This window comes from Streptomyces sp. NPDC058279, assembly GCF_042881255.1.
Classification (GTDB): domain Bacteria; phylum Actinomycetota; class Actinomycetes; order Streptomycetales; family Streptomycetaceae; genus Streptomyces.
Genome location: NZ_JBHVYA010000003.1, coordinates 345,306 through 361,287, shown reverse-complemented (window position 1 = coordinate 361,287; position 15,982 = coordinate 345,306). Strand labels below are relative to the sequence as shown.

Here is a 15,982-nt window from a genome sequence, read left to right as displayed (position 1 = left end):
GCGCACGTCTTGTTGGCGCAAGGAGGCGGCGCCTACGTTCCCTGCATGCTGACTCTCCTCGGCTTCGTCATGATCGGGACGTTCCTCGTCCTGATCATGATGAAGAAAATGTCGCCCATCGCGGCCCTGGTCCTCGTCCCCGCGCTCTTCTGCGTCTTCGCCGGGAAGGGCGCTCACCTCGGCGACTACGTCATCGACGGCGTGGGCAAACTCGCGCCGACCGCGGCCATGCTGATGTTCGCCATCGTCTATTTCGGCGTGATGATCGACGTCGGCCTCTTCGACCCGGTCGTGCGGGGCATCCTGCGGTTCTGCAAGGCCGACCCGATGCGTGTCGTCGTCGGCACCGCGGTGCTCGCCGCCGTCGTCTCGCTCGACGGTGACGGCTCGACCACCTTCATGATCACGGTCTCGGCCATGTATCCGCTCTACAAGCGGCTCGGACTGAGCCTGGTGGTGATGACCGGCGTCGCGGCGACCGCCAACGGCGTCATGAACACCCTGCCCTGGGGCGGCCCCACCGCCCGCGCGGCCACCGCCCTCAAGCTCGACGCCGGGGACATCTTCGTGCCGATGATCCCGGCCCTCGCCATGGGGCTGGTGTGCGTGTTCGTCCTCGCCTACGTGCTGGGCGTGCGGGAACGCCGCCGTGTCGGCACCCTCACGCTTCCCGGCGCCGGCGGCGGCGCGCACGAGGGCGCACCCGAAGAGGCGCACGCGGACGTGCGCACCGCCGCGCTCGTTGCGGAGCCCGCGGCGGCCCCGGCCCTCACGGTCGCGGTCGGCACCGGCACCGGCGAAGGCGCGTCCCCCGAAACGGCGTCTCCCGCGTCGTCCCCCACCTCGTCCCCCATGTCGACGTCCGCCTCGACGTCCGGACCGGCCGCGGCCCCGTCCGCCGGGGAAGGGGACGCCGACGGCATGCAGGGTCTCGACCCGAACAGGCCGACCCTCCGGCCCCGCCTCTACTGGTTCAACGCCGCCCTGACCGTCGCCCTGCTCGCCGCGATGATCATGGAGTTGCTCCCGATCCCGGTGCTGTTCCTGCTCGGCGCGGCCCTCGCCCTCACTGTCAACTTCCCGCACATGCCCGACCAGAAGGCCCGTGTCGCCGCCCACGCCGACAACGTCCTCAATGTCGCCGGAATGGTCTTCGCGGCCGCGGTCTTCACAGGCGTCCTGACCGGCACCGGCATGGTCAAGCACATGGCCGACTGGCTGGTCGGCGCCATCCCCGACGGCATGGGCCCCCACATGGCGCTCGTCACCGGAGTTCTGAGCCTGCCCCTGACCTACTTCATGTCGAACGACGGCTTCTACTTCGGCGTCCTGCCGGTACTGGCCGAAGCCGGCGCCGCCCACGGCGTCGCGCCGCTGGAGATCGCGCGCGCCTCCCTCGTCGGTCAGGCCCTGCACATGTCCAGCCCACTGGTTCCGGCCGTCTACGTACTCGTGGGCATGGCCAAGGTCGAATTCGGCGACCACACCCGCTTCACCGTGAAATGGGCGGCACTGACCTCCCTGGTGGTCCTCGCCGCAGGGATGCTTTTCGGCATCATCTGAGCCCGGCCCACCCTGGCGCGGTAAAACTACCGTTGCTAATTTGTAGGCTGTCCGCGAGGTCGGCGTCTACACGCTCGCGCGTGCTCGGGAGGAAAGCCATGAAGGCCCACGACGGGATGTACATCGGCGGCGCATGGCGGCCCGCCGCGGGACGCGACCGGATCGAGGTCGTCAACCCCACCGACGAGCAGGTCATCGGAGGGGTCCCGGCCGGCACCGCCGACGACGTGGACGCCGCGGTACGGGCGGCCCGCGCGGCGCTGCCCGGTTGGGCGGCGAGGCCCCCGGCCGAGCGGGCCGCCCTGATCGGCGCCCTGCGCGACGTACTGGTCGCGCGCAAGAGCGAGATCGCGGAGACGATCACCGCCGAGCTCGGTACCACGCTCGGTTTCGCGGAAGCCGTCCACGTCGGCGCGCCGATCGGGGTCGCCACCTCCTACGCCGAACTCGCCGCCGGCTACTCCTTCGAGGAGCGCCTCGGCAACTCCACGGTGCTGCTCGAACCGGTCGGTGTGGTCGGGGCCATCACACCCTGGAACTACCCGCTGCACCAGATCGTTGCCAAGGTGGCACCCGCTCTCGCCGCCGGCTGCACCCTCGTCCTCAAGCCGGCGGAGGACACCCCGCTGACCGCACAGCTCTTCGCCGAAGCCGTGCACGAGGCGGGCGTCCCGGCCGGAGTCTTCAACCTGGTGACCGGTACCGGGTCGGTCGCCGGACAGGCGCTGGCCGGGCATGAGGGAGTCGACCTCGTCTCCTTCACCGGCTCGACCGCCGTGGGCCGGCAGATCGGCGCCACCGCCGGCGCCGCGATCAAGCGGGTCGCCCTCGAACTGGGCGGAAAGTCGGCCAACGTCATCCTGCCCGGAGCCGACCTCGCCAAGGCCGTCTCCACGGGCGTGGCCGACGTCATGCGCAACTCCGGTCAGAGCTGCAACGCGCTCACCCGCATGCTCGTCCACCGCGACCAGTACGACGAGGCCGTCACCCTCGCGGCCGCCGCCGTCGCCAAGTACCCCACGGGCGACCCCACCCAGCCGGGCACCCGCGTCGGCCCGGTCGTCAACGCCAAGCAGCGCGATCGCGTCCGCGCGTACATCGTCAAGGGTGTCGAGGAAGGCGCGCGCCTGGTCGCGGGCGGCCCCGAGGCGCCCCACGAGCAGGGTTACTTCGTCGCCCCGACCGTGTTCGCCGATGTCACGCCCGAGATGACCATCGCCCAGGAGGAGATCTTCGGCCCGGTGCTGTCGATCCTGCGCTACGAGGACGAGGAGGACGCCCTGCGCATCGCCAACGGCACCGTGTACGGGCTCAGCGGCGCCGTCTGGGCCGCGGACGAGGAGACCGCGGTCGCCTTCGCCCGCCGTATGGACACCGGCCAGGTGGACATCAACGGCGGCCGCTTCAACGTGCTCGCGCCCTTCGGCGGCTACAAGCAGTCGGGCGTCGGCCGTGAACTGGGTCCGCACGGCCTGGCCGAGTACCTCCAGACCAAGTCCCTGCAGTTCTGAGACCGGCCGCGCCACGCCGCGGCCCCCGCAAGCCCGCCGCGCCTCGCGGCAGTCCCGCCGCAGCCCGCGGTCACAACGCCCCGCCGTCACAACGCCCGCCCCCGCCCCGCCCCGAGAGACGGAAACGACCATGGTCCGCGCCGCCATCCTGCCCGCCGTCGGAGCTCCGCTGGAGATCCGGGACATCGTGCTGCCCGAACCCGGTCCGGGCCAGGTCCGGGTGCGGCTCGCCGCGGCCGGTGTCTGCCACTCCGACCTCTCCCTCACCAACGGCACCATGCGGGTCCCCGTCCCCGCGGTGCTCGGCCACGAGGGCGCCGGAACGGTACTGGCCGTCGGCGAGGGCGTCACGCACGTCGCCCCGGGGGACGGGGTGGTGCTCAACTGGGCCCCGTCCTGTGGCGCGTGCCACCACTGCCTGATCGGCGAGGTATGGCTCTGCGCCAACGCCCTCACCGGAGTCGGCGCCGTCTACGCCCACGACGCCGACGGAACCGAACTGCACCCCGGGCTCAACGTCGCAGCCTTCGCCGATGAGACGGTCGTCGCGGCGAACTGCGTGCTGCCCGCGCCCGCCGGGATCCCGCTCACCGAGGCCGCCCTGCTCGGCTGCGCGGTGCTGACCGGTTACGGCGCCGTCCACCACAGCGCCCAGGTCCGCCCCGGCGAGTCGGTGGTCGTCTTCGGCGTCGGCGGCGTCGGACTGGCCGCCCTCCAGGCCGCGCGGATCGCGCAGGCGGGCCCGATCGTCGCCGTCGACGTCTCCCCGGCCAAGGAGGAACTCGCCAGGGCGGCCGGAGCCACCGAGTTCGTCCTCGCGTCCGACACCACCGCCAAGCAGATCCGCGCCCTCACAGCCGGTCGGGGAGCGGACGTCGCCATCGAGTGCGTCGGCCGGGCGGACACCATCCGGGGCGCGTGGGAGTCCACGCGTCGCGGCGGCCGCACCACCGTCGTCGGCATCGGCGGCAAGGAGCAGCAGGTCACCTTCCACGCACTGGAGATCTTCCACTTCGCCCGCACCCTCACCGGCTGCGTCTACGGCAACAGCGACCCGGCCCGCGACCTCCCGGTGATCGCCGACCACGTCAGGGCCGGCCGCCTCGACCTCGGGGCCCTCGTCACCGACCGCATCGCCCTCGACGGCATCCCGGGCGCCTTCGAGGACATGCTGGCCGGCAAGGGCGGCCGTTCCCTGATCGTCTTCTGACGCGCGCCCTCGGGGAACCCGGCCGCCCCCACCGGGACGGCCCTGCCGGCGGCCGTCGTCACGACGGCCGCGGCAGCGCCTCGTACTGGAGGGCCAGGCCGTCCAGCAGGGCCGACAGGCCCGTCTCGAACGCGCCCTCGTCCACCTCCCGCTGCCGCTCCGCCAGCAGGTGGGCCTGCCCCAGGTGCGGGTAGTCGCCGGGGTCGTACGCCGTCCGGTCGTCCACGAAACCCCGCGCGAAGGACGCGACCGCCGAGCCCAGGATGAAGTACCGCATCAGGGCGCCGATCCGCGTCGCCTGGGCCGGTGGCCATCCCGCCGCCGTCATGGCGCCGAAGACGGCGTCCGCCACCCGCAGCCCCGCCGGCCGACGGCCGGGTCCGCGCGCCAGCACCGGCACGATGTTCGGATGGTCGGCCAAGGCGGCCCGGTAGGAGTGCGCCCAGTCGTGCAGGGCCTCCCGCCAGCCGCGGTCCCCGTCGAACATCGACAAGTCGACCCGACCGCTCACCGAGTCCGCCACCGCCTCCAGGATCTCGTCCTTCGTCCGGAAGTGGTTGTAGAGCGAGGGGCCGCTGACCCCGAGCGCGGCCGCCAGCCGCCGCGTCGACACCGCCTCCAGCCCCTCCGCGTCCACCAGCGCGCCCGCCGCCTCGACGATGCGGTCTCTGCTCAGGAGGGGCTTGCGCGGTCTGGCCATGCGCCACATAGTAGGGCCTGACCCCGTTAAACTAGCGCTGCTAATTCAACCCCACGCCCGCCCGCGGAGGCCCCCGTGAATCTGGAGCTCAGCGAGGAGCAGACCGCCGTACGCCGGCTCGCCCGCGAGTTCACCGAGCGCGAGATCGCCCCGTACGCCGCCGACTGGGACCGCGCCGAAAGCGTCGACCGGTCCATCGTGAAGAAGCTCGGCGACCTCGGATTCCTCGGCCTGACCGTCCCGGAGGAATACGGCGGCTCCGGCGGCGACCACCTCGCCTACGCCCTGGTCACCGAGGAACTCGGCCGGGGCGACTCCGCCGTCCGCGGCATCGTCTCGGTCTCCCTCGGCCTCGTCGCCAAGACCATCGCCGCCTGGGGCACCGAGGAGCAGAAGCGGGCCTGGCTGCCCCGCCTGTGCTCCGGCGAGGCGCTCGGCTGCTTCGGCCTGACCGAACCGGGCACCGGCTCCGACGCGGGCAACCTCACCACCCGCGCCGCGCGCGCGGGGGACACGTACGTCCTCAGCGGCAGCAAGATGTTCATCACCAACGGCACCTGGGCCGACGTGGTGCTCCTCTTCGCCCGCACCAACGACGAGCCGGGCCATCGCGGCGTCTCCGCCTTCCTCGTCCCGACCGACAGCCCGGGCCTGACCCGCCGCGAGATCCACGGCAAGCTCGGTCTGCGCGGCCAGGCCACCGCCGAACTCGCCCTCGACGGCGTCCGCGTACCCGCCACCACGATGCTCGGCCCCGAGGGCAAGGGCTTCTCCGTCGCCATGTCGGCCCTGGCCAAGGGGCGGATGTCGGTCGCGGCCGGTTGCGTCGGCATCGCCCAGGCGGCGCTCGACGCCGCCGTCGCGTACGCCGGACAGCGCGAGCAGTTCGGCAAGCCGATCGCCCGGCACCAGTTGGTGCAGGAACTCATCGCGGACATATCCGTCGACGTCGACGCGGCCCGACTGCTGACCTGGCGGGTCGCCGACCTGATCGACCGGGGTCAGCCCTTCGCCACCGAGGCGTCCACGGCCAAGCTCTTCGCCTCCGAGGCCGCCGTGCGCGCCGCGGGCAACGCGCTCCAGGTGCACGGCGGCTACGGCTACATCGACGAGTACCCGGCCGGGAAGCTGCTGCGCGACGCCCGCGTCATGACCCTGTACGAGGGGACCAGCCAGATCCAGAAGCTCCTCATCGGTCGCGCCCGCACCGGGGTTTCCGCCTTCTGACGGGTCGTCGGAGGCGGTGCGGGCGCCGGGGCCGCCGGCCTGAGTACGTACGTGAGTACGCGCGCGGATGCGCCGCAGGGCGCCCCGCCGCGACGCTGGACCCATGAACGAGACACCGGTCAAGCAGCAGAACACGGGGGCGTACTACGGCCAGGCCGTCGCCTCCTTCGGCATCGCCCTCGCCGCTGTCGGGCTGGGCATCTACAACATGGACGCCGACGGCTGGGTCCGCGCCTTCCTCGGCATCGCGGTCCTCTACCTCACCACCTCCGCCTTCACCCTGGCCAAGGTCGTCCGTGACCGCCAGGAGGTCACCCAGATCGTCAGCCGGGTCGACCAGGCCCGAATGGAGAAGATCATGGCGGAGTACGATCCCTTCGCCCCGAGGCAGATTCCCGAGCGCCCCGCCGCTCAGCCCTAAGCGCTTGCTCACCCTCCGGTAAGGTGTTGGTTCCTACAAGCCGAAGAGGGTGAGCGAGCGATGGACAGTGCCGGCGCGGCCGAGACCGGCGGCTACCAGCCGTGGTCGGAGGTCACCCCCGACGCCGCCCGGCGACTCCTGGTCGCCGCCGTCGAGACCTTCGCGGCGCGCGGCTACCACGCGACCACCACGCGGGACATCGCCGCCCGCGCCGGGATGAGCCCGGCCGCGCTCTACATCCACTACAAGACGAAGGAAGAGCTGCTCCACCGGATCAGCCGGATCGGCCACGACAAGGCGCTGGAGATCCTGGAGACGGCCGCGGACCGCCCCGGGACCGCGGCCGAGCGCCTCGACGAGGCCGTGCGGTCCTTCGTGCTGTGGCATGCCGCGCACCACACCACGGCGCGGGTGGTCCAGTACGAGCTCGATGCTCTCGCTCCGGAGCACCGCTCCGAAATCGTGGCACTGCGCCGGCAGAGCGACGCCGCCGTCCGACGCATCCTCGCCGACGGCGTCCGGTCCGGGGAGTTCGACGTCCCCGACGTCCCGGGCACCACCCTCGCCGTGCTCTCCCTGTGCATCGACGTGGCCCGCTGGTTCAACGTCGCCGGCCGGCGCACGCCCGACGAGGTCGGCGCGCTCTACGCCGACCTCGTGCTGCGCATGGTGGCGGCGAAACCCTGACCGCCGGTCCCGCGCGTCCCGGCGGCCTCAGAAGTAGTACCGGGACACCGACTCGGCCACGCACACCGGCTTCTCGCCGCCCTCGCGCTCGACCGTCACGGTCGCGGTGACCTGCACCCCGCCGCCCGCCTCCCGGACATCGGTGACCACGGCGGTCGCGCGCAGCCGCGACCCGACCGGCACGGGGGCCGGGAAACGCACCTTGTCGGTCCCGTAGTTGATGCCCATCCGCATGCCCTCGACCCGCATGATCTGCGGCACCAGGCTCGGCAGCAGCGACAGCGTGAGGTAGCCGTGCGCGATGGTCGAACCGAAGGGCCCGGCCGCCGCCCGCTCGGGGTCCACGTGAATCCACTGATGGTCACCCGTGGCGTCGGCGAAGAGGTCGATGCGCTTCTGGTCCACCTCCAGCCACCCGCTCGGGCCCAGCCGCTCGCCGATACCGGCGCGCAGCTCCTCGGCGGACGTGAAGATCCTCGGTTCGGCCATGCCCTGCCCCTGCCTCTCGCTGATCAAGCTAATAAGCGCTTGCTCAGCATGCTGGGGGCGCCCGCCCCTGTCAACGCCCTCCGGCCCCGTTGGCCGGCCACGCCGACTACGCTCGGGCGGGTGCCGCAGATTCCCGGAAAAGTCCACGAACTCACGGTCGGCCAGCTGTCCGCGCGCAGCGGCGCCGCCGTCTCCGCGCTCCACTTCTACGAGGCCAAGGGCCTGATCAGCAGTCGCCGCACCTCCGGCAACCAACGCCGCTACACCCGCGACGCGCTGCGCCGGGTGGCCTTCGTCCGCGCCGCACAGCGGGTCGGCATCCCGCTCGCGAGCATCCGCGAGGCACTGACCCGACTCCCCGAGGAACGTACGCCCACCCGCGAGGACTGGGCGGCCCTCTCCGAGGCATGGCGCACCGAACTCGACGAGCGGATCAAGCAACTGACCCGGCTGCGCGAGAACCTCTCCGACTGCATCGGCTGTGGCTGTCTGTCGCTGACGACCTGCGCGCTGTCCAACCCGGACGACGTCTTCGGCGAACGCCTCACCGGCTCCCGGCTGTCGCTGTAGCGGCGCGCCCCCACTCGCGGACGGCGGCCGCCACCAGCTCGGCGTTCGAGCGGGCCGGCCGCCCGTCCGGCAGCAGCAGCACATCCCCTACGCCGATGCGCGCACCCGCCCCGTACCGCGCGGCCCGCCGCAGCACCGGCCACGCGGCCGCGTCCCGCCCGAACAGCGTCCACGGCACGGCCGGCGGCCACCGCAGCGCCGCCTCCAGCGCCGGATCCGCCCCCGCCGCCTCACCCACCAGCCGAACCCGCCCGGCCTGGCCCGCCGCCCAAGCCGCCGCGCCGGCCCACGTCTCCGCGCCCGCCCGAGCCGCCTCCCGCCCGGCCCCGCCCGACGCTTCCGGACCGCCCAGCCGGACCACCGCGTCCACCGCCACCCCGCGCGCCGGCAGCGCCGATGCCAACTCCCGCGCCCCCGGCTCGCCCCAACGCACCACCGCCCGCTCCGGCAGCACCGTCCACGACCGCACCCGCTCCAGCCGCCCCATCGGATCGGACTCGGTCACCACGCTCACCGGCACGCCCAGCGGTACGCGGACCCCCGCGCCCCGCAACGCCTCCAGCACCGGCCCCACCACCCGGGGCGACAGGCTCTCGCGCCCGCACGGCGTCCGCGGATGGACCAGTACCTCCCGGGCCCCCGCGGCGACCGCCCCCAACGCCGACTCCGCCAGCGCCCGCGGGGACATCGGCACGGCCGTCCCGTCGCCCCCGCCCCGCGCGCCGTTCAGCGCGACCTGGATCCGCGGCCCGTCCGCACCCCGCGAGACCCCACCCGCACCCCCCCGGCCCCTCCGCACCCTCGGCCCCCGGCCGCCCCACCGCTCACGCCGCCGACGCCGGATACGCCGGCGCGTCCGCCAACGCCGGTCTGGGCACCACGATCCCGCAGCCCCCGCACACCGGACCGTCCCACGCCCACGCCCCGGCCCACGGCCCGTGCCCGGACCCCACCGAGGACCAGTGCAACTCCTGCTCCCCGCAGACCGGGCACGACGTCCCCGGCTCCGACTCCAGCGCCTTCACCAGCCGCCGCAACACCTCGCCCAACGTCCCGTCCGGCCGCACCCCCGGGTCCGCGCACCGCACCACCGCGTCCCCGCTGCCGCCCCACGCCCACTCCGGCCGGCGCAGCCCGTCGTGCTTCTCGCGCCTTCTGCGCTCCGCGAACTGGCGCTCGTACTCCAGCCAGACCGCCCGCGCCTCCTCCAACTCCTCCAGTGCCGCGACCAGCCGTCCCGGATCGGCCGCCCGGTCCTCGGGGGCGATCCCGTGCCGATCGCACAGGTGCCACCACGTCGCGCGGTGCCCGTACGGGGCGAACCGCTCCAGACAGCGGCGCAGCGAATGGCGCCGCAACGCACGGTCGTTGCGCCCATCACGCACCTGGTAGGCCAGACTCCGGAATCCCGCCATGACACCCTCACCTCCGCCGCGCCCACGCCCACACCGACGTCGAGACGCCGTACGAGGTGAACGTCGTCCTACGTCCCGACGTGCCCAACATGCCCGGAGGGATGCGGGCGCATGCGGGGCGGTCGAGGCGTGCGGGTGGCACATGGCCGGAAGTCAGCGCCCCATGCGCCCCGCCGTCACCACGATCCGGGCCAGTTCCTCGTGGCAGATGTCGCTGTGCGCCCCCGTCGGTGCCCCGCCCCTGCGGACCACGGCGCCCGCGTCCACGCTGACGCACCCGGATGTCGGCAGCCCGTCGCGCAGGGCGGCGGCCAGGGTCAACCGGGGGGCGCCCGGCACCGCCTGCACGCCGTCGTGCCCGACCGCGCCCCACCGTTCGTCCAAGCCCAGGACACCGGCCGAATCGCCCGCCATCCGCGAGGCCAGCGGGTAGAACACCTTGAGCGCGGTGTCGTAGGGCGAGTGGCAGGCGACCACCGGGCCGTCCACCATGCGCTGGAGGCCGTGCAGGGCGCCGCCGCGGCTCTTGTCGTGGGGGAGGCGGTCGGTGAAGGCGTAGTGGGAGAAGGCCCCTTGCAGCAAGGTCAGGGACTTCACGTACCGGGCGCTGCCGGGCACCGCCCGCAGGCAGAAGGACACCACCCGGCCGCCGAAACTGTGCCCGATCAGATGGACACGCAGGGTCGGCCGGTGGGCGGCCAGCCGGGCCAGTACCGGTCCCAGCCCCCGCTCGCCGATCACCCCGGCCCGCTTCTTCATCTCGTAGTACGTGGCCTGGCGCAGCACTTCCTTGGCGCCACCCCACAAGGCCCGCAACCCGCCGCCCAGGGACAGCTCCGCCCCGCCCGGCTCACCCCCGCCCGGCTCGCCCGTGCCCCCGGCGCCGTCCGCCGCCCCGACCGCCTCGACCAGCGCCTCGGTGAAGCGGCGGCAGACCTCCAGGACGTCCTCGGTGAACATCGCCGGCACGTCCTCGCCGCCGGCCGTGGGCACCGCGGCCACCCCGGCCAACTCCCGTACCAGCGCGCCGAACTCGACGAACGCGGCCTCCGACGCCGGCCGCTCCTCCAGCAGTTCCGCGATCCGGTCGAGTTCCGTCTGCCGTCCCGGCCAGAACTGCCCGAGGGCCCGCCTGGTCCCGGGGTCCAGCGCCGGCCCGAAACCCGGCTCGGCGAGCGCCCCCGCGAGGCCGCGCGGGTCGAAGTCCGGTATCGGCTCGTCCGCGAAGCGGATCGAGGGCCAGAGGACCCCCGCGTACCCCAGCCGTACCTCCGGGCCCACCAGGCCCGGGAACGGTGCGAAGAACCGGTCGTAGAGCAGCGTGGAGGTGGTCGGTTCGCTGTTCCAGCCGTGCGCGAAGACCAGCAGGTCGGTGGCGTCCATCCCGTCGAGTGCGGTCCCGGTCCCCGGGGCCGGGTCGCCGTCCGCGTCGAAGACCAGCTCCGCGTACGGAGCCACCCCGACGCCCGTTCCCCACGCCGCTCCACCCGACATGACGCCCCCCTCCGGGTCCGGTCACCGCCGATCGGCATCCCGCGGCCGGGGCCGCCCGACCGATCCCGCGCCGGACCCCGAACCCGACCCCGCTCTGCCTCACCGGTACAGGAGGTACCCCTCCCGGACCGCGGCGAACCGGGCCAGCCCCGCCGCCCAGTCGCCGGCGATCTCCTCCACCCCGGCTCCCGCGTCCACCATCGTCCGCACCCGGTCGGAACCGGTGAGCCGATCGATCCAGTGGTCCGGCCGCCAGGCGAACCCGCTCCACGTCCGCCGCGCGGTGACCAGCAGTCCGATCCCCGCCCGTACCGGATCGAAGGCGGCGCGGTCGTGCACGAGCAGCCGGACCCCGCCGCACACCTTCCCGGCGTGCTTGGAGAAGACCGGCGTGAACCACGCCTCCCGGAACCACACCCCGGGCAGGCCCAGCGCGTTCGCCGCCCGCGCCCACCGGCGGTCGACGCCCTCCGCGCCCAGCACCTCGAACGGGGTCGTCGTGCCCCGCCCCTCGGACAGGTTGGTGCCCTCGAAGAGGCAGGTGCCCGGGTAGACGAGGGCGGTGTCCGGGGTCGGCATGTTGGGGCTCGGCGGCACCCACGGCAACCCCGTCTCCCCGAAGAAGGAGCCCCGGCGCCAGCCCGACATCGGCACGGTGCTCAGCGCGAGGGAGCGGCCGGTCGGGAACTCCCCCCGGAACAGCAGCGCCAGTTCGGCGACCGTCATGCCGTGCGCCAGCGCGATGGGCTCGCGGCCCACGCCGCTCGCGTACGGCCGTCGCAGCACGGGCCCGGACGCCCGAAGGCCGCCGATCGGATTGGGCCGGTCCAGCACCACCACCGCCTTGCCGGCGAGCGCGGCGGCGCGCATGCAGTCGTACAGGGTCCAGATGTAGGTGTAGAACCGCGCGCCCACGTCTTGGACGTCGAAGACGACCGTGTCGATCCCGGCCGCCGTGAACACGTCCGCGAGCGCCTGACCGCTCTTGTCGTACGTGTCGTACACGGGCAGTCCGGTGGCGGGGTCCCGTGTGGAGCCCTCGGAACCACCCGCCTGCGCCGTCCCGCGGAAGCCGTGCTCCGGCCCGAACACGGCGACCAGGTCGACCCGCTCGTCGGCGTGCAGGACGTCCACGAGGTGGCGGGCGTCCGAGGTGAGACCCGTCGGGTTGGTGACGACCCCGATCCGCTGCCCCGCGAGCGCCCGGTACCCGTCGGCCGCGAGCCGCTCGAACCCGGTACGCACCCGCCCCGGCGCGGCGACCGCGCTCCCCGCTGTGCCCATGGCCCCTGCCGCGCCCGTGGCCCCCGCCGTTCCCACCGCGCCCGCCAGTCCCAGCACCCCGCGTCGTGACAGCGTCATCCGCGAAAGGTACGCCGAGGCCCCCTTCCGATCCGACATACCGACTGGTTAGTCTGCCGGGATCAGCGATACCCCGGCAGCGGCGAAAGGCATCCCCGTGAGCGCGTACCAGGACCAGCGAGTCGTCGTCACCGGCGCGGGCGGCGGCATCGGGGCGGCCCTCGCCCGGCGTTTCGCCGCCGAGGGGGCCACCGTCGTGGTCAACGACCTCGACCCGGCGAAGGCCGCCGCCGTGGCCGAGGGGATCGGCGCCCGTGCGATCGCGGTCCCCGGCGACGCCTCGGCCGTCGTGGAGCGGGCCCGCGAGGCTCTCGGCGGCACCGTCGACGTCTACTGCGCCAACGCCGGGCTCGCCTCGGGCGGCGACGCCTTCGTCGACGAAGGCGTCTGGGAGGCCGCCTGGGACGTCAACGTCATGGCCCACGTCCGCGCGGCCCGCGCCCTGCTGCCGCAGTGGCTGGAGCGCGGCAGCGGGCGCTTCGTCTCCACCGTCTCCGCCGCCGGACTGCTGACCATGATCGGGGCGGCCCCGTACAGTGTCACCAAGCACGGCGCCCTCGCCTTCGCCGAATGGCTCTCGCTGACCTACCGCCACCGCGGCGTCCGGGTCCACGCGATCTGCCCGCAGGGCGTGCGCACGGACATGCTGACCGCCGCGGGATCGGCGGGCGAGCTCGTCCTGGCGCCGACCGCGATCGAGCCGGAAGCGGTCGCGGACGCCCTGTTCGACGGCATGGAGAAAGGCCGGTTCTTGATCCTCCCGCACCCGGAGGTGGCCGACTTCCACGCGGCCCGCGCCACCGACCCCGACCGCTGGCTGGCCGGCATGAACCACCTCCAGCAGAAGTGGGAGGCCCGGTGACCGCGCGCCCCCGCTACGCCGACCGGCCCTGGCTGGGCCGCCTCACCGCCGCCCAACGGGCCCCCGTCACACCCCCGCCCAGCGTGCTGCACGCCTTCCGCGCGGCCGTCGCCCGCGCCCCCGGCCGCCCCGCGCTCGCCTACTTCGACGGCCGGCTCGGCTACGCCGAGACCGACGCGCTCTCCGACTCCGTCGCCGGACACCTGGCCGCGCGCGGCATCCGCCGCGGCGACCGGGTCGCGGTCATGCTCCAGAACACCCCGCACTTCGTGCTCGCCGTACTGGCCGCCTGGAAGGCCGGGGCGATCGTCGTACCGCTCAACCCCATGTACAAGGCGGGGGAGGTCGGGCACATCCTGCGCGACTCCGGGGCCGGCGCGCTGATCTGCGACGCCCGCGCCTGGCCGGCGTACCTGCGCGAAGCCGCCCGGGGGAGCGCCGTACACACCACCCTCACCGCGCAGGACACCGACTTCCAGACCCGGGACGACGTACGGGTCCTCACGCCCGGCCGGCGGCCCGGGGCGACCGCCCTCCCCACGATCCCGCGCCAAGGCCACCCGCACGCGCCCGCCCCGGCCGGCGCCGGCCGGGAAGAGCACGTCGCAGACCTCACCACGGTCGCCCGCCGGGGCCACCCGGCCCCGCCCGACCCCGACCTCACCGCAGCCGACACGGCCCTCGTCAGCTACACCTCCGGCACCTCCGGCCGGCCCAAGGGCGCCATGAACCCGCACGGCGCCCTCAGCCACAACGCCGTCCGCCAGGTCACCGGCCATCCCGTCCCCGAAGGCGCCGGCTACTTCGCGCTCGCCCCGCTCTTCCACATCACCGGCATCGTCTGCGAACTGGCCGCCTGCGTCGTCAACGCGGGCACCCTCGTCCTGACCCACCGCTTCGACGCCGGCGTCGTCCTCGACGCCTTCCTCGAACACCGCCCCGCCTACACCGTCGGGCCGGCCACCGCCTTCATGGCCCTCGCCGCCCACCCCGCCGCCACCCCGGACCACTTCGCCTCCTTCCGGGTGCTCTCCTCCGGCGGCGCGCCGCTCCCGCCCGCCCTCGTCGAACGCCTGCGCGCCGACTTCGGCTTCTACCTGCGCAACGGCTACGGGCTCACCGAGTGCACCGCCCCCTGCGCCTCCGTGCCACCCCACCTGGAAGCCCCGGTCGACCCCGTCTCCGGCACCCTGTCGGTCGGCGTCCCGGGCGCCGACACGGTCGTGCGCATCCTCGACGAGCAGGGGGCCGAGGTCCCCTTCGGCGAGACCGGCGAGATAGCGGTCCGCGGCCCCCAGGTCGTACCCGGCTACTGGAACCTGCCCGACGACACCGCGAAGGCGTTCCCCGACGGCGAACTGCGCACCGGGGACGTCGGCTTCATGGACCGTGACGGCTGGCTCTACGTCGTCGACCGCAAGAAGGACATGATCAACGCGTCCGGCTTCAAGGTGTGGCCGCGGGAGGTGGAGGACGTGCTCTACACCCACCCCGCCGTACGCGAGGCGGCCGTGGTCGGCGTCCCCGACCCCTACCGCGGGGAGAGCGTCAAGGCGTACGTCAGCCTGCGGCCCGGCACCTCGGTCGAGCCGGAGGAACTGTCCGCGTACTGCGCCGAACGCATCGCCGCGTACAAGTACCCGCGCCAAGTGGAGATCCTGCCTGTCCTTCCGAAGACGACCAGTGGCAAGATCCTGCGACGGGAACTGCGCGAACGCGGCTGAAAACAGTCGGACGGTCGCACCACGCCCCGACGGGCGAGGGAACAGAGAGGAAGGCGAGCGCCATGGCCGCCAGAACCACCACGGAGCCGGAGGGCGCCGCCCGGGAGACCCCGGTGCCGCAACGGCTGCTGGCCGTCGCCACCCGGCTGTTCGCCGAACGCGGCTACGACCGCACCTCCGTCCAGGAGATCGTCGAGGCGGCCGGGGTCACCAAGGGCGCGCTCTACCACTACTTCGGTTCCAAGGACGACCTGCTGCACGAGGTGTACGCGCGCATGCTGCGGCTCCAGCAGCAGCGTCTCGACGTCGTGGCCGACTCCGACGCGCCGGTCGAGGAACGGCTGCGCGCCGCGGCGGCCGACGTGGTCGTCACCACCATCGAGAACCTGGACGACGCGGCGATCTTCTTCCGGTCCATGCACCAGCTCAGTCCGGAGAAGTTCAAGCAGGTGCGGGCCGAGCGCCGGCGCTACCACGAGCGCTTCCGCGCGCTCGTCGAAGAGGGCCAGCGCGCGGGGGTGTTCTCCGACGCCACGCCCGCCGACCTGGTGGTGGACTACCACTTCGGGTCCGTGCACCACCTGTCCACCTGGTACCGCGCCGACGGCCCGCTCACGCCGCAGCAGGTCGCCGATCACCTGGCCGACCTGCTGCTGCGCGCCCTGCGTCCCTGACCCGGGGGGCCCGTACGAGCCCGCAGGGGCCCGTACGGGCCGGCAGGAGTCCGTACGAGCCCGCGGAAGTCCG

At 73.6% G+C, this 15,982-nt stretch carries 16 protein-coding genes; 10 read left to right on the top strand and 6 right to left on the bottom strand.

All coding sequences use genetic code 11. The annotated features are described in order from the left end of the window. The first annotated feature begins 45 nt into the window (after positions 1-45). The 3 genes from ACFVXJ_RS09180 (at position 46) to ACFVXJ_RS09170 (ending at position 4,284) form a co-directional block, all read left to right on the top strand. Entirely contained in the window at positions 46-1,563 is a 1,518-nt protein-coding gene (locus tag ACFVXJ_RS09180) for a CitMHS family transporter (protein WP_389660804.1), read from the top strand. Positions 1,564-1,661: 98 nt separating this feature from the next. Continuing rightward, on the top strand, positions 1,662-3,074 hold the full coding sequence (locus ACFVXJ_RS09175; protein WP_389660802.1) for an aldehyde dehydrogenase family protein: 1,413 nt from the start codon (positions 1,662-1,664) through the stop codon (positions 3,072-3,074). Positions 3,075-3,204: 130 nt separating this feature from the next. Next, positions 3,205-4,284 (top strand): Zn-dependent alcohol dehydrogenase, encoded by a 1,080-nt coding sequence (locus ACFVXJ_RS09170; protein ID WP_389660800.1) that lies wholly within the window; start codon positions 3,205-3,207, stop codon positions 4,282-4,284. A gap of 58 nt (positions 4,285-4,342) precedes the next feature. Here ACFVXJ_RS09170 and ACFVXJ_RS09165 read toward each other — a convergent pair whose 3' ends face one another. After that, complete coding sequence (locus ACFVXJ_RS09165) at positions 4,343-4,984, bottom strand: TetR/AcrR family transcriptional regulator (protein ID WP_361314073.1); 642 nt, start codon at positions 4,982-4,984, stop codon at positions 4,343-4,345. Positions 4,985-5,059: 75 nt separating this feature from the next. Between ACFVXJ_RS09165 and ACFVXJ_RS09160 the strand changes: the two genes are divergently transcribed. The 3 genes from ACFVXJ_RS09160 to ACFVXJ_RS09150 all read left to right on the top strand — a co-directional run bounded on the left by ACFVXJ_RS09160 (position 5,060) and on the right by ACFVXJ_RS09150 (position 7,319). Then, the gene (locus tag ACFVXJ_RS09160; protein WP_389660798.1) at positions 5,060-6,211 is read left to right on the top strand and encodes an acyl-CoA dehydrogenase family protein; all 1,152 of its coding nucleotides are present in this window, start codon (positions 5,060-5,062) and stop codon (positions 6,209-6,211) included. A 103-nt stretch (positions 6,212-6,314) separates the two neighbouring features. Continuing rightward, positions 6,315-6,632 (top strand): YiaA/YiaB family inner membrane protein, encoded by a 318-nt coding sequence (locus ACFVXJ_RS09155; protein ID WP_389660796.1) that lies wholly within the window; start codon positions 6,315-6,317, stop codon positions 6,630-6,632. A 60-nt stretch (positions 6,633-6,692) separates the two neighbouring features. Then, positions 6,693-7,319: a TetR/AcrR family transcriptional regulator gene (locus tag ACFVXJ_RS09150; RefSeq protein ID WP_389660794.1), complete on the top strand. Its 627-nt coding sequence runs from the start codon at positions 6,693-6,695 to the stop codon at positions 7,317-7,319. A gap of 27 nt (positions 7,320-7,346) precedes the next feature. On the opposite strand, the gene ACFVXJ_RS09145 is transcribed toward ACFVXJ_RS09150, so the two are convergent. Further along, positions 7,347-7,808: a MaoC family dehydratase gene (locus tag ACFVXJ_RS09145; RefSeq protein WP_361314085.1), complete on the bottom strand. Its 462-nt coding sequence runs from the start codon at positions 7,806-7,808 to the stop codon at positions 7,347-7,349. A 120-nt stretch (positions 7,809-7,928) separates the two neighbouring features. Between ACFVXJ_RS09145 and soxR the strand changes: the two genes are divergently transcribed. Further along, entirely contained in the window at positions 7,929-8,378 is a 450-nt protein-coding gene (gene soxR, locus ACFVXJ_RS09140) for a redox-sensitive transcriptional activator SoxR (protein WP_389660792.1), read from the top strand. Here soxR and ACFVXJ_RS09135 read toward each other — a convergent pair. The 4 genes from ACFVXJ_RS09135 to ACFVXJ_RS09120 all read right to left on the bottom strand — a co-directional run bounded on the left by ACFVXJ_RS09135 (position 8,353) and on the right by ACFVXJ_RS09120 (position 12,649). Beyond that, positions 8,353-9,177, bottom strand: a complete 825-nt coding sequence (locus ACFVXJ_RS09135) for a 3-keto-5-aminohexanoate cleavage protein (RefSeq protein WP_389660790.1) — start codon at positions 9,175-9,177, stop codon at positions 8,353-8,355. The genes soxR and ACFVXJ_RS09135 overlap by 26 nt on opposite strands. Before the next feature lie 25 nt (positions 9,178-9,202). Beyond that, a complete protein-coding gene (locus tag ACFVXJ_RS09130; protein WP_389660788.1) occupies positions 9,203-9,793 on the bottom strand; it encodes a hypothetical protein in 591 nt (196 codons plus the stop codon). A gap of 153 nt (positions 9,794-9,946) precedes the next feature. After that, complete coding sequence (locus tag ACFVXJ_RS09125; protein WP_389660786.1) at positions 9,947-11,287, bottom strand: serine-threonine protein kinase; 1,341 nt, start codon at positions 11,285-11,287, stop codon at positions 9,947-9,949. A 99-nt stretch (positions 11,288-11,386) separates the two neighbouring features. Next, a complete protein-coding gene (locus ACFVXJ_RS09120; RefSeq protein ID WP_389660784.1) occupies positions 11,387-12,649 on the bottom strand; it encodes an exo-beta-N-acetylmuramidase NamZ domain-containing protein in 1,263 nt (420 codons plus the stop codon). A 97-nt stretch (positions 12,650-12,746) separates the two neighbouring features. On the opposite strand from ACFVXJ_RS09120, the gene ACFVXJ_RS09115 reads away from it, so the two are divergent. From ACFVXJ_RS09115 to ACFVXJ_RS09105, 3 genes are all read left to right on the top strand, one after another. Next, positions 12,747-13,511, top strand: coding sequence for an SDR family oxidoreductase (locus ACFVXJ_RS09115; RefSeq protein ID WP_389660782.1), 765 nt, complete (start codon positions 12,747-12,749; stop codon positions 13,509-13,511). Continuing rightward, the gene (locus ACFVXJ_RS09110) at positions 13,508-15,235 is read left to right on the top strand and encodes a class I adenylate-forming enzyme family protein (protein ID WP_389660780.1); all 1,728 of its coding nucleotides are present in this window, start codon (positions 13,508-13,510) and stop codon (positions 15,233-15,235) included. Before ACFVXJ_RS09115 ends, ACFVXJ_RS09110 begins: the two co-directional genes overlap by 4 nt. A gap of 62 nt (positions 15,236-15,297) precedes the next feature. Then, entirely contained in the window at positions 15,298-15,909 is a 612-nt protein-coding gene (locus ACFVXJ_RS09105; protein ID WP_361314104.1) for a TetR/AcrR family transcriptional regulator, read from the top strand. The last annotated feature ends 73 nt before the right edge of the window (positions 15,910-15,982 follow it).

Excerpts from the sequence above, each read along its gene's own strand:
- ACFVXJ_RS09130 (WP_389660788.1), bottom strand. The coding sequence starts at position 9,793 with ATGGCGGGATTCCGGAGTCTGGCCTACCAGGTGCGTGATGGGCGCAAC.
- ACFVXJ_RS09105 (WP_361314104.1), top strand. The coding sequence starts at position 15,298 with ATGGCCGCCAGAACCACCACGGAGCCGGAGGGCGCCGCCCGGGAGACC.
- ACFVXJ_RS09175 (WP_389660802.1), top strand. The coding sequence starts at position 1,662 with ATGAAGGCCCACGACGGGATGTACATCGGCGGCGCATGGCGGCCCGCC.
- ACFVXJ_RS09165 (WP_361314073.1), bottom strand. The coding sequence starts at position 4,984 with ATGGCCAGACCGCGCAAGCCCCTCCTGAGCAGAGACCGCATCGTCGAG.
- ACFVXJ_RS09125 (WP_389660786.1), bottom strand. The coding sequence starts at position 11,287 with ATGTCGGGTGGAGCGGCGTGGGGAACGGGCGTCGGGGTGGCTCCGTAC.
- ACFVXJ_RS09145 (WP_361314085.1), bottom strand. The coding sequence starts at position 7,808 with ATGGCCGAACCGAGGATCTTCACGTCCGCCGAGGAGCTGCGCGCCGGT.
- ACFVXJ_RS09155 (WP_389660796.1), top strand. The coding sequence starts at position 6,315 with ATGAACGAGACACCGGTCAAGCAGCAGAACACGGGGGCGTACTACGGC.
- ACFVXJ_RS09120 (WP_389660784.1), bottom strand. The coding sequence starts at position 12,649 with ATGACGCTGTCACGACGCGGGGTGCTGGGACTGGCGGGCGCGGTGGGA.
- ACFVXJ_RS09150 (WP_389660794.1), top strand. The coding sequence starts at position 6,693 with ATGGACAGTGCCGGCGCGGCCGAGACCGGCGGCTACCAGCCGTGGTCG.
- ACFVXJ_RS09170 (WP_389660800.1), top strand. The coding sequence starts at position 3,205 with ATGGTCCGCGCCGCCATCCTGCCCGCCGTCGGAGCTCCGCTGGAGATC.
- ACFVXJ_RS09180 (WP_389660804.1), top strand. The coding sequence starts at position 46 with ATGCTGACTCTCCTCGGCTTCGTCATGATCGGGACGTTCCTCGTCCTG.